Origin of the sequence: Pseudomonas sp. R19M (genome assembly GCF_050312585.1) — a bacterium.
GTDB classification, from domain to species: domain Bacteria; phylum Pseudomonadota; class Gammaproteobacteria; order Pseudomonadales; family Pseudomonadaceae; genus Aquipseudomonas; species Aquipseudomonas palleroniana.
On record NZ_JBNPJV010000050.1, the window covers coordinates 170,273 to 183,885 of the forward strand.

At 63.0% G+C, this 13,613-nt stretch carries 11 protein-coding genes; 3 read left to right on the forward strand and 8 right to left on the reverse strand.

Annotated elements, in window-relative coordinates; all coding sequences use genetic code 11:
* Positions 1–131 precede the first annotated feature (131 nt).
* The 8 genes from tssH to tssA form a co-directional block, all read right to left on the reverse strand.
* Positions 132–2,789: a type VI secretion system ATPase TssH gene (gene tssH / locus ACQRBT_RS09750; RefSeq protein ID WP_412046221.1), complete on the reverse strand. Its 2,658-nt coding sequence runs from the start codon at positions 2,787–2,789 to the stop codon at positions 132–134.
* Positions 2,782–3,825: a type VI secretion system baseplate subunit TssG gene (gene tssG, locus ACQRBT_RS09755; protein WP_412046220.1), complete on the reverse strand. Its 1,044-nt coding sequence runs from the start codon at positions 3,823–3,825 to the stop codon at positions 2,782–2,784. Before tssG ends, tssH begins: the two co-directional genes overlap by 8 nt.
* Entirely contained in the window at positions 3,789–5,648 is a 1,860-nt protein-coding gene (gene tssF, locus ACQRBT_RS09760) for a type VI secretion system baseplate subunit TssF (protein WP_060756661.1), read from the reverse strand. The genes tssG and tssF overlap by 37 nt, the downstream gene beginning before the upstream one ends.
* A complete protein-coding gene (gene tssE, locus ACQRBT_RS09765; RefSeq protein ID WP_060756687.1) occupies positions 5,645–6,160 on the reverse strand; it encodes a type VI secretion system baseplate subunit TssE in 516 nt (171 codons plus the stop codon). The genes tssF and tssE overlap by 4 nt, the downstream gene beginning before the upstream one ends.
* 78 nt (positions 6,161–6,238) lie before the next feature.
* Positions 6,239–6,727: an Hcp family type VI secretion system effector gene (locus ACQRBT_RS09770; protein ID WP_060756662.1), complete on the reverse strand. Its 489-nt coding sequence runs from the start codon at positions 6,725–6,727 to the stop codon at positions 6,239–6,241.
* 165 nt (positions 6,728–6,892) lie between these two features.
* Positions 6,893–8,392: a type VI secretion system contractile sheath large subunit gene (gene tssC / locus ACQRBT_RS09775; protein ID WP_060756663.1), complete on the reverse strand. Its 1,500-nt coding sequence runs from the start codon at positions 8,390–8,392 to the stop codon at positions 6,893–6,895.
* Positions 8,393–8,394: 2 nt separating this feature from the next.
* The gene (tssB, locus tag ACQRBT_RS09780; RefSeq protein WP_003231688.1) at positions 8,395–8,901 is read right to left on the reverse strand and encodes a type VI secretion system contractile sheath small subunit; all 507 of its coding nucleotides are present in this window, start codon (positions 8,899–8,901) and stop codon (positions 8,395–8,397) included.
* A 54-nt stretch (positions 8,902–8,955) separates the two neighbouring features.
* A complete protein-coding gene (gene tssA, locus ACQRBT_RS09785; RefSeq protein ID WP_060756664.1) occupies positions 8,956–9,975 on the reverse strand; it encodes a type VI secretion system protein TssA in 1,020 nt (339 codons plus the stop codon).
* A gap of 394 nt (positions 9,976–10,369) precedes the next feature.
* On the opposite strand from tssA, the gene tagH reads away from it, so the two are divergent.
* From tagH to tssK, 3 genes are read left to right on the forward strand one after another with little or no spacing between them, the layout of a single operon-like run.
* Positions 10,370–11,692 (forward strand): type VI secretion system-associated FHA domain protein TagH, encoded by a 1,323-nt coding sequence (tagH, locus tag ACQRBT_RS09790; protein WP_161548594.1) that lies wholly within the window; start codon positions 10,370–10,372, stop codon positions 11,690–11,692.
* A gap of 53 nt (positions 11,693–11,745) precedes the next feature.
* Positions 11,746–12,255 carry a type VI secretion system lipoprotein TssJ gene (gene tssJ / locus ACQRBT_RS09795; protein ID WP_060756666.1) on the forward strand — a complete coding sequence of 170 codons (510 nt, stop codon included), beginning with the start codon at positions 11,746–11,748 and terminating at the stop codon, positions 12,253–12,255.
* 18 nt (positions 12,256–12,273) lie between these two features.
* Entirely contained in the window at positions 12,274–13,608 is a 1,335-nt protein-coding gene (gene tssK / locus ACQRBT_RS09800) for a type VI secretion system baseplate subunit TssK (protein WP_161548595.1), read from the forward strand.
* The last annotated feature ends 5 nt before the right edge of the window (positions 13,609–13,613 follow it).

The window sequence follows — 13,613 nt, forward strand, 5'->3', positions numbered from 1 at the left end:
AACTGAAGAAACCGGTTCAACGGTGGAAGGGGGCTTGCTCCCGATAGCCGTGTGTCAGTTGATGCATAGGGGCCTGATGCACCGCTATCGGGAGCAAGCCCCCTCCCACCGTTTGATTGTGTTCCTTCAGGTCAATCGTTGAACTCGTAGTGCAATTCGTTATCCCGGCTGCTGATGCGCACACCCGCCAACGCCTTGCCTTCGAGCATGCGCGTGAGGAACTCACGGCTCATGTCCGGCAGCAAGCTGTTGGTGAGGATGGTGTCGATCATACGGCCACCGCTTTCGGTTTCGGTGCAGCGCGAGACGATCAGGTCGACCACTGCGTCGTCGTAGTCGAAGGCCACCTTGTGCGTACTCTCCACGCGTTTTTTGATGCGGTTGAGCTGCAGGCGGGTGATCGCCTTGAGCATCTCGTCGCTGAGCGGGTAGTACGGAATGGTCACCAGGCGACCCAGCAACGCCGGCGGGAAGATTTCCAGCAGCGGTTGGCGCAGGGCCTTGGCGATCTCTTCCGGCTCCGGCACGTTCGCCGGGTCTTTGCAAACGTGGGAGATCAGCTCGGTGCCGGCGTTGGTGGTCAACAGGATCAGGGTGTTCTTGAAGTCGATCACCCGGCCTTCACCGTCTTCCATCACGCCCTTGTCGAACACCTGGAAGAAGATCTCGTGCACGTCCGGGTGGGCTTTTTCCACCTCGTCCAGCAGCACCACGCTGTAGGGTTTGCGTCGCACCGCCTCGGTCAGCACGCCGCCTTCGCCGTAACCGATGTAGCCCGGTGGCGCGCCCTTGAGGGTGGATACGGTGTGGGCTTCCTGGAACTCGCTCATGTTGATGGTGATGACGTTCTGCTCGCCGCCGTACATGGCTTCGGCCAGGGCCAGGGCGGTTTCGGTCTTGCCCACGCCTGAGGTGCCGGCCAGCATGAACACGCCAATCGGCTTGCTCGGGTTGTCGAGGCCGGCGCGGGAGGTCTGGATGCGCTTGGCGATCATCTGCAGGGCGTGATCCTGGCCGATGATGCGCTTCTTCAGGTGCTGGTCGAGGTTGAGCACGGTCTCCAGCTCGTTGCGGGCCATGCGGCCCACCGGGATACCGGTCCAGTCGGCGACCACCGAGGCCACGGCCTGGTAATCCACGGTCGGCAGGATCAGCGGGGTTTCGCCTTGCAGGGCGCTGAGGCGCTGTTGCAGATCGACCAGCTGCGTGCGCAATTCATCGTTGCCGCTGTCCACCGCGCCAGCCTTTTCACGCAGGGTGGCACGGGTGGCGAGCAACTCATCGACCAGTGCTTTCTCTTCGGCCCAGCGGCTCTCCAGCGTTGCAAGACGTTCACGCTCGGCACTCAATAGCGCTTCGGTGTTGCTTTGACGGGCCCCAATCGCAATGCCGATGGCATGCTCGCGGGCGATGATTTGCAGCTCGGTTTCCAGGGCTTCGATACGACGGCGGCTGTCGTCCACTTCAGCCGGCACCGCGTGCAGGCTGATGGCAACGCGGGCACAGGCGGTGTCCAGCAGGCTTACGGATTTATCCGGCAACTGGCGCGCCGGGATGTAGCGGTGGGACAGCTTCACCGAGGCTTCCAGGGCTTCGTCGAGGATCTGCACCTGGTGGTGCTGTTCCATGGTCGAGGCCACGCCGCGCATCATCAGCAGCGCCTTGTCTTCCGACGGCTCGGCCACTTGCACTACCTGGAAGCGGCGGGTCAGGGCCGGGTCTTTTTCAATGTGCTTCTTGTACTCGGCCCACGTGGTCGCGGCCACGGTGCGCAAGGTGCCACGGGCCAATGCCGGTTTGAGCAGGTTGGCGGCGTCGCCCGTGCCGGCGGCGCCACCGGCACCGACCAGGGTGTGAGCTTCGTCGATAAACAGGATGATCGGCTTGGGCGACGCCTGGACGTCTTCGATCACTTGGCGCAGGCGCTGCTCGAACTCGCCTTTCATGCTGGCGCCGGCTTGCAGCAGGCCCACATCGAGGCTGCGCAATTCCACATCCTTGAGCGCAGGCGGCACGTCACCGGCGACGATGCGCAGGGCGAAACCTTCGACCACGGCGGTTTTGCCCACACCGGCTTCACCGGTGAGAATCGGGTTGTTCTGGCGGCGGCGCATCAGGATGTCGACCAGTTGGCGGATCTCTTCGTCACGGCCGACGATGGGGTCGAGCTTGCCGCTACGGGCCTGCTCGGTCAGGTCGACGGTAAAGCGCTTGAGGGCTTCCTGCTTGCCCATGGCACTTGGCGCCATGGCGCCGCTGGCTTCGCCCGGCACGGCGCCGGCGTTGAAACCGTCGCTGGCGCTCAGGGCGTTCTCCGGCGAGTCACCGACGTATTCATCAAAGCGCTCGCTCAGGGCCTCGGCCTTGATTTTGTCGAACTCGGAAGACAGGCCCAGCAGCGCATGGCGCAGGCTCGGCGTCTTGAGGATGCCCAACACCAGGTAACCGGTGCGCACCTGGCTTTCGCCGAACATCAGGCTGCCGTAGACCCAACCGCGCTCCACGGCCTCTTCCACATGGGAGGACAGGTCGGTGATCGAGGTCGAGCCGCGGGGCAAGCGGTCCAGCGCTTCAGTCAGGTCACGGGCCAGGCGCGCCGGCTCCACGTTGAACTGGCGAATGATGCGGTGCAGGTCCGAGTCCTGCAGTTGCAGCAGTTGATGAAACCAGTGGGCCAGTTCCACATACGGGTTGCCCCGCAGCTTGCAGAATACGGTGGCGGCTTCGATGGCCTTGTAGGCCACGCTGTTGAGTTTGCCGAACAATGCGGCGCGACTGATTTCACCCATGCTCTGGATTCCTTGAGGTGGTGGCCTGATCGGCGTAATGCCGGGCCAGGATTAGGTCGTTGGCGTCGTGCGCGGGTTGGCCGAGCCAGGTGTTGAAGCCCAGGCGGAACTGGCCATTGAGTTGCAGCGCCGGTACTTCAGGTTGTTGCAGAACCAGGTTCAAGTCCCAGTCCAGTTCATGGCCCAGGTACTCGGCCACCCACGCGACCAGCTCATTGAATGGCGGGTGGCCGGGCAACATGCCCATGTAGTCATCGAGCTTGAGTGGCCCCAGGCGGATGCGGAATTTGTGCTGGCGGTCCCACACATGGCTGCCCAGGCAAAAGTCCACGCCCAGCTGGTTGGCGCTGACACCCACGCGGCTGCGTTCGGGCAGTTCCAGCCATTGGCCGACGTACTCTTCGATCTCCACCGGGAGGCCGAAGTACTCGCTGAGGATCGCCTTTAAACCATCCGGGTAGCGGGTCTGCGCCGACAAGTGGCCGCTGTAATGCAGCTTCGCGGCGTCGGCAATCAGCCCCTGGTTGAGTAGGCTTGGCATGCCACGGCCACTCAGGGCGGCGAGGCGGGCGGACCAGTAGTCATCATCCGGGCGGTCATGGCTGACGGTGGGCCGGGCCTCGGCCCAGGCCCGGTAGAACAGGCTGAGCAAGCGATGGTGGAACACGTCCAGGAACTGCTTGCTGGTACTGTCGGCGTTGTTGCGCTGGCGCTCGCGGACGTACTCGGTGATATGCAGCGGCAGCGGGCCATTGGGGCCGCCGAGGCCGAAGAAGAATTGCTCCAGGCGCGCCGGCTTGCCGTCACCACCGGGGTCGACCGCGGCCAGGGTGGCCGGGGCGAACGTGCAATCGGCCTGCTGCCCCAGGCGCAGCGGGTCATCCGCCAGGCGCAGGGAATGGCCCAGGCGCGGCAGGTCGGGCGATTCGCACTCGATACGCCGCAGCGCCTGGAAGAAATCGTATTCCCAGGGTTCCTGATGCATCGCATCCAGTGTGTTCACAGGGTCGGACGCCGCCCGGGCTTGGCTTTCCATCGCATGATCTCGCCGCGTTCGGTGGTACGGATCACCGTCTCGGTAAAACTGTTGATCGACACGTAGCGTGCCAGGAAGCGCTCCAGCACCGCACCGAGCAGGAACACCCCGGTGCCGCGAAACGCGTTTTCATCGAATTCCAGGGTGATCTCCAGGCCACGGCCAAACACGATCGGGCCAGGCATCGGCAGGCGCCGGGTCACGGCTTTGCTGCTGACTTCACGCAGGCCCTCGATCTGCAATTGCAGGGCGGCGTCGTTGCTGTCGCCATACAGGCGCAGCAGTTCACGCAAGGCGCCCGCGCCCTGGCCCTGCTCGCTGAGCGACAGATAGTTGAGCGACAACTGGCTGATCAGGCGCCAGGCCTTGGCATCATGCGCATGGCTGGCCCGCGGGCGGCTCGGGCCGGCCACGCAACGCACGGCCAGCACCGGCGCACTGTCGGCCAGGGTGAAATCGGTCTTGCCGTTACCCACGCTCATGAACAACGGCAAATCGCGGTTGGTGCACAGCGCGGTCACGCCGAGTTGGCGCAGGTCGTGGCGGTAGGGTGCTTGCCGGCTGTCGACCAGGCTGACAAAGGTTTCGCTGCCCACATACGTGGAGCGCGGGCCGTTGCGACGCTGGTCGCTGGACAACACACGCGGCTCGCGGCGCACCATGTAATAGGCCAGGTCGCGGCCATAGCGCGAGGGGTCGCGCACCGCATAAAACGGCAGGAATGGCTGCTCCGGGCCAGTGCCGTGGCCGGTGATACCGCTGAGCGAATGAATCTCGAAATCCATCGGCCGGGTGCGGTCGGCGATCACATGGTGCTCGTTGACCCGGTCGGACAGGTGGATACGGTCGAGGCGTTTGGGAAACAGGTTGATCGCCGGCGTGCAGAACGGCAGGAACTGCGCCGCGCCGACGCTGCCTTCCAGGCTCGGTTCATGCCGGTCGAACAGCACGATCAGCTCCAGTTCCTGGCCGTCGCAGCGCTTGATCGCACGGCGCAGTTCGGCAAATTCGACAAACAGGAAGCGATGGGGCAGGGCGAAGTATTCCTGCAACAGGCGATAGCCCTGGAAGGCGCGCGCCACCACCGGCATGGCGGCGTCGGCGTCGTCGAAGCCGCGTGAGCGCAGCGCGTCCTGGGGCAGGCGCTCGACCCAATCACCGCCAGGCTTGCGCGCAAACACCGCGCAGGCGTTGCCGAGCAGTTGCTCGTAAAGGCGGAACGGCTGCTCGTCGGCACCGCTGAGGTACAGCGGCAGGCTGTCCAGGTCGAGGCTGTTGAATGGCAACTCGGCGCCGGTGCGCAGGGTCAGGCGCAAACCCGCCTTGGCCTTCGGTTCGCTGGCGGCCAGGCGGCCAAGCACGGCGGCGGGGTTGCCGAAGTATTCCGCGTTGGCTACCTGCAACGGCCACAGCGTCACCGGGTGCGCGGTGCGGTACTCGCAGCAGGTCTGGGTTTCACGGCCCAATGCCGCACGCAACACCGTGTCGCGGGGCAGCGAAAAACCGCTGGCCAGGGAGCCTTCGTCGGGGTCGGTCTGCAGCTGCACCACGGTCATCGACGGGGTTGGCGCGAGGTAGTGCGGGTACGCGATTTCCAGCAGGTTGTGGGTGAAGGTCGGGTACTCGGCGTCGAGCTTGAGCTGCACGCGGGCCGTCAGGTAGGCAAAACCTTCAAGCAAGCGTTCGACGTACGGGTCGGCGCAGTCCATACCGGACAGGGTCAGCCGACTGGCGATCTTCGGGTATTCCTTGGCGAACTCGGCGGCGCTTTCGCGCACGTGATGCAGTTCCTGGTTATACAGCTCCAGCAGGCGCGGGTTCATGCTCGTCTCCGCTGGTCGGCGTTGACGACACGCACATGGCCGGATTCCAGATCGAGGTCGGTTTGCAATAACAGGCGCAGAGGCACCGGCTGTGCCCACAGGTCGCCTTCGATCTCGAAGCTCAACGCGTTGTGGTTCATCTCGCCCTGGCTGAGGCGGGCTTTGACGCGCAGGGTGTGGCGCAGGATGCGCGGCTCAAAGGTGGCAATGGCCTGGTAGATCAGGGCTTCCAGCGCTTTGATATCGACACTGGAGGCACTGTTTCCCGCCAATGCCGGCAGGCCGTAATTGACCACCGAAGTACCGGCCGGGGTGTGCAACGTGGCATCGGCATCGAGCAACGACGTGGTGTTGAGCAGCCACGCCAGGTCGCGCAGCACCGAGGCTTTCAATTGGGTCAGGGACAGCACGCGTTTGTCGGCGCTTTCCTTGGGGTTGGTCGGGTCGTCGTCGGTCAACCGGTCCAGCAGGGACGGTTGCAGACGGTCGCGGGAAGCGATTTCAGTTACCACCAAAGCAGCTCCACGGACGGGGTGTGAGGAGGACAAAGTTTCTGGGGCCGTGGCGCTGGGCCACGGCCACCAGAGCTATCAGCGCTTGGTGTTGGAACGGATGTTCCAGCCAAACTTGATCGCGCCGCCGTCTTTGGTGCCGTCGGCTTTCTGCGGCTGGTAGTCGACCATCACTTGGGCAAAGTTCAGGGTGACGTTCTCGGTCAGGCGGTCATCAGTGCCCGAACCGCCGGTGCTCAGGGACGTTACCAGCACTTCTTCCAGGTTGATCACCATGTACTCGACCTGGCTTTCACCACCGGCCTTGCGCACGGTCAGCTTGACCTTGTCGATGTGCTTGCCGCTGGCGCAGTGCATCATCAGGTTAGGCGACGCCTTGTCGACGTACTTGGTCAGCGACAGGTCCTGGATATTCACCTTGCCGGCGCCACCGCCACCGCCGACGTGCATGTTGCCGGACTGGGACATGCCCCAGCTCCAGTTCAGTACGTCGATTTCGTCCTTGTGGGCCTTGTCCATGGACTCGCCCTTGATGTCGCCGATCTTGATGAAAATATCAACAGCCATGTTTTCTCCCTGTGTGGCCCCTGCCACTGAATTTGGTTATGCCCCAGAAGGGGCAATGCTTTTGTGTGGGAGGGGGCTTGCTCCCGATGGCATCACCTCGGTCCGACTGAGAGACCGAGTTGCCTGCATCGGGAGCAAGCCCCCTCCCACAGAAGAGCGACTTACTTAAGCGCCTTTTGCCGAAGGCAGCTTCGATACCAGGCGCAACGACACGGTCAGCCCTTCGAGCTGGTAGTGCGGGCGCAGGTAGAACTTGGAGTTGTAGTAACCCGGGTTGCCTTCCACTTCTTCCACGATCACTTCAGCGGCAGCCAATGGGTGCTGGGCCTTGGTGGTTTCGGTGGAGTGGGCCGGGTCGCCGTCGACGTAGTTGAGGATCCAGTCCTGCAACCAGCGCTGCATCTCGTCCTTCTCTTTGAAGGAACCGATCTTGTCGCGCACGATGCACTTCAAGTAGTGAGCGAAACGGCAGGTGGCGAACAGGTACGGCAAGCGCGCAGCCAGGTTGGCGTTGGCGGTGGCGTCCGGGTCATCGTATTCGGCCGGTTTCTGCAACGACTGGGCACCGATGAAGGCGGCGAAGTCGGTGTTTTTCTTGTGCAGCAGCGGCATGAAACCGTTCTTCGCCAGTTCCGCTTCACGGCGGTCGCTGATGGCGATTTCGGTCGGGCACTTCATGTCCACACCACCGTCATCGGTAGGGAACGTGTGGGCCGGCAGGTTTTCCACTTCACCACCGGACTCCACGCCACGGATGCGCGAGCACCAGCCGTAGTGCTTGAACGAGCGGTTGATGTTCACGGCCATCGCGTAGGCGGCGTTGGCCCAGGTGTACTTGGAGCTGTCGGCGCCGTCGGTGTTTTCTTCGAAGGCGAAGGCTTCCACCGGGTCGGTCTTGGCGCCATACGGCAGGCGAGCCAGGAAGCGCGGCATGGTCAGGCCGATGTAGCGCGAGTCTTCCGATTCACGCAGCGAGCGCCAGCCGGCGTATTCCGGGGTGGTGAAGATCTTGGTCAGGTCGCGCGGGTTCGACAGTTCCTGCCACGAGCCCATGCCCATCACGGTCGGCGAAGCGGCAGCGATGAACGGGGAGTGCATGGCGGCGCAGACTTTCGACAGCTCGCCCAGCAGCTCCACGTCGGGTGGTGACTGATCGAAGTAGTAGTCGCCCACCAGGCAGCCGTACGGCTCACCGCCGAACTGGCCGTATTCTTCTTCGTACATCTTCTTGAAGATCGGGCTCTGGTCCCATGCGGTGCCCTTGAATTTCTTCAGGGTCTTGTGCAGTTCGGGCTTGGAGATGTTGAGCACGCGAATCTTGAGCTGCTCATCGCTCTCGGTGTTGTTGACGAGGTAATGCAGGCCACGCCAGGCGCTTTCCAGCTGCTGGAAATCCTGGTGATGAATGATCTGGTTGACCTGGGCGGTGAGCTTGGCGTCGATGGCCGCGATGATCGATTCGATCGACTTGATCGCGTCATTGGACACCAGGTCGGTTTGCGCCAGGGCCTGTTCGGCCAGGGTGCGCACTGCGGTTTCCACGGCTTCGCGGGCACGCTCGGTCTTTGGCTTGAATTCCTGCAGCAGCAGGTTGGCGAACTCGCTGGCTTCTTCGGTCTGGGTGCCGAGGATCTGGCTGCCTTCGCGGGCGGTATTGTCGGTCATGATTACTGGTCCCCTGCAGGCTTAGGCGCGCTGGCAAGTGCCTGAAGCAGTGCCGGGTCCTTGATTGCCTTCATGATGATTTCTTCAGCGCCGGTCTTGCCGTCCATGTAGGTCAGCAGGTTGGCCAGCTGGGTGCGGGCTTCGAGCAGCTGGTTCAGCGAATCGACCTTGCGCGCCACGGCGGCCGGGCTGAAGTCGTCCATGCTCTCGAAGGTGATGTCCAGGCTCAGGTTGCCTTCGCCGGTCAGTTCGTTGGGGACGTGGAAGGCCACGCGCGGTTGCATGGCCTTGAGGCGCGAGTCGAAGTTGTCGACGTCCACTTCAAGGAATTTGCGGTCGGCCACGGCGGCGAGCGGCTCGGCAGGTTTGCCGGCGAGGTCGGCCATCACACCCATTACGAAGGGCAGTTGGACCTTCTTCTCGGCGCCGTAGAGCTCGACGTCGTACTCGATCTGCACTCGAGGCGCACGGTTGCGCGCAATGAATTTCTGAGAACTTTGCTTCGCCACGTTGCTGCTCCTGGTCGCTTGAGCGACGGTGTTGTTACTGCATAGCCCGGTGGCTTACTCGCTGTCCGGGCCGCGCAGGTTTTCAAATTGGGACATGCCGTCGGGAATCAGATTGCGCACGATGGCCGCGAAGTCGGCGTGCACCAGGTTCTTGGCCCGATTCAACAGCACCGGCAGCGGGCTCGAAGGCTCATGCCGGGTGTAGTACGCAAGGATCTTGTCGAGGCTGCGCAGCACGTCGTCGCGGCTGGCGATATCGCCAGCCGGGCGCACTGCCACAGGCGCAGCGGCGAAGTCGACCGAGGGGGCATTGTCGTCACTGACGGCCTCGGGTTCGCCACTGTTGTCGGTGCCTGGCACCGCTTGATTGAGTATTTGCAGCGCCTGCTTGAGCGGTTGCTTCAAGGCGCTCAGGTCCACGCCTCGGGCGGAACCGACCTGGTCATTGACCTGCTCCTCGATGGCCTCGCACGCCGCACGCGCTGCGCTCAAGGCGTCACGGGTGGCTTGCAGGTGCTCGGGGTCACTGTCGAGGAACGCGGCGTGGAGTTGCTGCGCGCCGAGCTGCTCGTCGGCAAAAATCTGCAGGCCGCTGGCATTGAGCGCCGCCCGCAGGCTGACCGGGCCGAAGGTGCGCGAGCGAGTGAGGATGCTTTCGCGCAGCAGGCGGATGGTCGTGTCACCGGTCAGGCCGGACAGGGCGTTGACGCGCACGGTGGGGTCGTTATCGTCGTCGGCATCCAGGCGCGGGTGCAGGTCGACCCAATAGTCGCGCAGCAAGGCGTTGATCAACGAAAGGACTTCAGCCAACCCGGCCACGCCTTGCAGGGCAAGGGTGCTTTGCAGCAGAAAATGAGTGATGCGCAGGTCTTTGCTGCGTTGCAGCAAATCGAGGCTTTGCTGCTGGATGCTGCGCCATTCCGGCGGTTCGGCGGGCAGGATCGAGTCGCCCATGCTGCGCTCGGGTTGGCCCTTGGCATCACGCTCCAGCTGGAGAAATTGCGCGTCATATTCCATGTCTTCGCCACAGGGCGAAGTCGGGGAAACGGCGGCGAGCAGCAACGGCACATCCACTGAGTTTGATCTCCTTATCAGCCCGATAGACGGCGGGCAATGCATGCATTAGTTGTCTGAGGAACTTTGCATGTTTTCTTGGTCATATAGTCAGAGTGCCACTACTGTGACATCAGTGATGTTCAAGAAGTTGTGCATTTTTGGTGTAGTACTTATGCCTTGTCAAGGTAAGCTATTCGTCCTCTGTGATAGATGTGCGGTGTTTAACAACCTGCGCGACTGGTGGGTCGAACGGCGCCCGCCAAGCAGGATTTTTGTCATGCAAGCCAGCTAAGATCAGCGATCTTGCGGGTTTAGGTAGATTCAGGGTCATTTTGTGTGACCTGGCGGGCATGTCCCGGGAAGCGTAGCCCCGGGAATCGACCGCGCGCGATGTAATCAGCAAGGAGGCAAGATGTCGCTGTGTTTGACTATCACTAGTTATCACAAGATTACCCCTGGGCAGTGCTCGGAAAAGTCCATGGACCAGGGCGTGATGGCTATTGGCCGCAGTTCGGATAATGACTGGGTCTTGCCTGATCCGGAGCGTCTCGTCTCTTCACAGCATTGCGTTATTCAATACAAAGATGGCCGTTATTATTTAACCGATAACAGTACAAACGGGGTGGAGTTGGTTCGCGCCGGTATCCGCATGCGCCGTGGCAATAGCGAGCCGCTGCAAGATGGTGAACTGATCCGCATCGGCGACTACGAGATCCAGGCGCGTATCGATTTCAACGTGCAAGCCGTTGATAGCCAGCCGTTTGCCGGTAATTCGCCGAACAGCTTCGAGGCGTTGATGGGCGCCGTGGCAAAGCCACCAACGCCGACCCCGGTGATCGCGCCGCAGTTCCAGGGCGCCTCGGCAATGGACACCTTGCCGGACCTGTTCGACTTCCTCAGCCCCACTGCTGTGCCGCCGCCGACCGTGGCGGATCATGTGCCGCCCGAGCAGCACGACTTCCGCCCGCCGACGCCGGTGGCGGTGGAAAAACCCGTGGTCGCAGGCTCGCTGATTCCCGATGACTGGGACCTGTTTGCCGATACCCCGGCACCGGTCGTTCCGGTTGCACCGCCACCGCCGGTCGCCCCGGTGATTCAGCCGCCGCCCGTGGTCGAGTCGGTACGCCCCGTGGCCGAGCCCCAGCAATCCCCCGACTTGTTGCAAGCGTTCCTGCGTGGCGCCGGGCTGGAGCAGTTGCGTCTGGACAAGGCCGATGCCTGCGCCCAGATGGAAAACATCGGCCGCAGCTACCGCCTGATGGTCGAGGGCCTGATCGATGTATTGCGTGCCCGCGCCAGCCTCAAAGGCGAGTTCCGCATGCAGCAGACCATGATCCGGCCCGCCGAGAACAACCCGTTGAAATTCGCGCCGAATGCCGACGAAGCCTTGCTGCTGCTGCTTCGCCACGGCAACCAGGCGTTTATGGCACCGGACGCGGCCGTGCGCGACAGTTTCGATGACCTGCGTGCTCACCAACTGGCCGTGATGGCCGGCGTGGAGGCCGCGATCAAGCACCTGCTCACCCGCTTTGAACCCTCGCAGTTGGAGGAACGCATGGGCAAACCCGGCGGCTTATCGAGCCTGTTCAACGGTTCGCGCCAGGCGCAGTACTGGCAGCAGTTCACTGAGCTTTACAGCAATATTTCCCGCGAGGCCCAGGAAGATTTCCAGGACCTGTTCGGCCGCGAATTCAGCCGAGCCTACGAAGAACACAGCGCACGACAGCGGCGCTGAACACGCAGTACACGGATTTAACGGATAGCTAAGAACGTCATTGAGGACGCAGGATGATTCCCAGGTTTTTACTCGCAGCCGCTACTGTGCTGCTGCTGACGGCGTGTGCCAAGGACGCGGCCAAGCCCGAAGTGGCGGGCGAAACTGAAGCGGACACCGCCGCGGTCGAGTTGCACTTTCATGCCATTGCCGGGCTCAACCCGGGCGCCAACGGCCAGGCCGCACCCGTGCGTGTGCGCATCTTCGAGCTGAAAAATGCCGCTACCTTCGGGCGCTCCGACTACTTCGCCCTGGCGGATCGCGCGCAATCGACCCTCGGCCTGGACCTGCTGGACCAGGACGAAGTGATGGTGCAACCCGGCCAGCAACTGAGCATCCAGCGTGACCTCGACCCTGCCACGCGCCAGATCGGCTTGCTGGTGGGCTATCGCGAGCTGGACCGTGCGCAATGGCGCACGGTGATCAACGTGCCACCGCGCCAATACACCGAATATCAGATCAGCCTCGATGTACGCGCCGTACGTGCCGATGTCGTGGTTACCCCATCCAGCCCTGCCCAATAAGAAACCCTCGGAGCCCCCATGTCCTGGAACAATCGCGTGGTCTGGTCGGAAGGCATGTTCATCGGAACGCAGCACTTCCAGCAGCATGACCGTTACCTGGAGAACCTGATCGACGCCCGCAGCCGCCCGTTGTCTGCCGGTGCCTGGGGCTTTTCCGAGTTGCTGATCGACCAGGGGCTGCTGGCCCAGGGCAAGCTGGCGATCGTTTCGGCGCGCGGCCTGTTGCCGGATGGCACGCCGTTCAATATCCCTCAGGACGACCTCGCGCCGAGCCCGTTGAATATCGACGACAACCTGCGCGACGGCCTGGTGTACCTGGCCTTGCCGCTCAAGCGCGCCGGTGCCCGCGATACCGTGGAAGCGGGCGAAGCCCTGGAAGCTGCGCGGTATGTCAGCCAGGTGCGCGAAGTGCGCGATGACAATGCCCCGTTCGAGAACCGTGCGCCCGTGGCTGTCGGCTCGCGCGCCCTGCGCCTGCTGACGGCCCAGGATGGCATCAGTGATTACGCCGCCGTGGGCCTTGTGCGCATCAAGGAAAAACGCGCCGACCGCGCACTGGTGCTGGATGACACTTACATCCCGCCGGTGCTCGACGTCGCCGCGAGCAAACCGTTGACGGCCTTTCGCAGTGAACTGCTCGGCCTGCTGCACCAGCGCGGCGAAGCCCTGGCTGGCCGCGTGGTCGCCTCGGGGGCCGGTGGCGCGTCGGAGATTGCCGACTTCATGCTGCTGCAATTGGTCAACCGCGCCCAGCCGCTGCTCCAGCATTTCAGCCAGTTGAGCCCGCTGCACCCGGAGCGCTTCTTCAGTGAACTGGTGAGCCTGGCCGGCGAGTTCTCGACCTTTTCGACCTCGGGCCGGCGCCCTCAGGAATACCCGCAATACCAGCATGACGACCTGGCGCTGAGCTTCGCCCCGGTCATGCAGGCGCTGCGTGAAGCGCTGTCGATGCTGATCGACAGCAAGGCCACGCCGATCCCGATTGTCGAAAAAGCCTATGGCATCCACGTGGCCATGCTTGCCGACAAAACCCTGCTCGAGAGCGCCAGCTTCATCCTGGTGGTGCGCGCCGACGTGCCTGGCGAAACCCTGCGGGCGCGCTTCGGCCAACAGAGCAAGGTCGGCTCGGTGGAGCACATCCGTGACATGGTCAACCTGCAACTGCCGGGCATCGGCCTGCTGCCGTTGCCGGTGGCGCCACGGCAGATCCCGTATCACGCAGGCAGTACCTATTACGAGTTGGACCGGGGCAGCGAGCACTGGCAGCAACTGCACAACTCCGGCGGATTTGCCTTCCATATCGCCGGGCAGTTCCCGGGCTTGAACCTGGCCTTCTGGGCGATTCGAGGATAATTCGC

Coding starts and splice junctions, on each gene's coding strand:
- tssH (WP_412046221.1), bottom strand. CDS start 2,789: ATGGGTGAAATCAGTCGCGCCGCATTGTTCGGCAAACTCAACAGCGTG.
- tssG (WP_412046220.1), bottom strand. CDS start 3,825: ATGGAAAGCCAAGCCCGGGCGGCGTCCGACCCTGTGAACACACTGGAT.
- tssF (WP_060756661.1), bottom strand. CDS start 5,648: ATGAACCCGCGCCTGCTGGAGCTGTATAACCAGGAACTGCATCACGTG.
- ACQRBT_RS09770 (WP_060756662.1), bottom strand. CDS start 6,727: ATGGCTGTTGATATTTTCATCAAGATCGGCGACATCAAGGGCGAGTCC.
- tssC (WP_060756663.1), bottom strand. CDS start 8,392: ATGACCGACAATACCGCCCGCGAAGGCAGCCAGATCCTCGGCACCCAG.
- tagH (WP_161548594.1), top strand. CDS start 10,370: ATGTCGCTGTGTTTGACTATCACTAGTTATCACAAGATTACCCCTGGG.
- tssJ (WP_060756666.1), top strand. CDS start 11,746: ATGATTCCCAGGTTTTTACTCGCAGCCGCTACTGTGCTGCTGCTGACG.
- tssK (WP_161548595.1), top strand. CDS start 12,274: ATGTCCTGGAACAATCGCGTGGTCTGGTCGGAAGGCATGTTCATCGGA.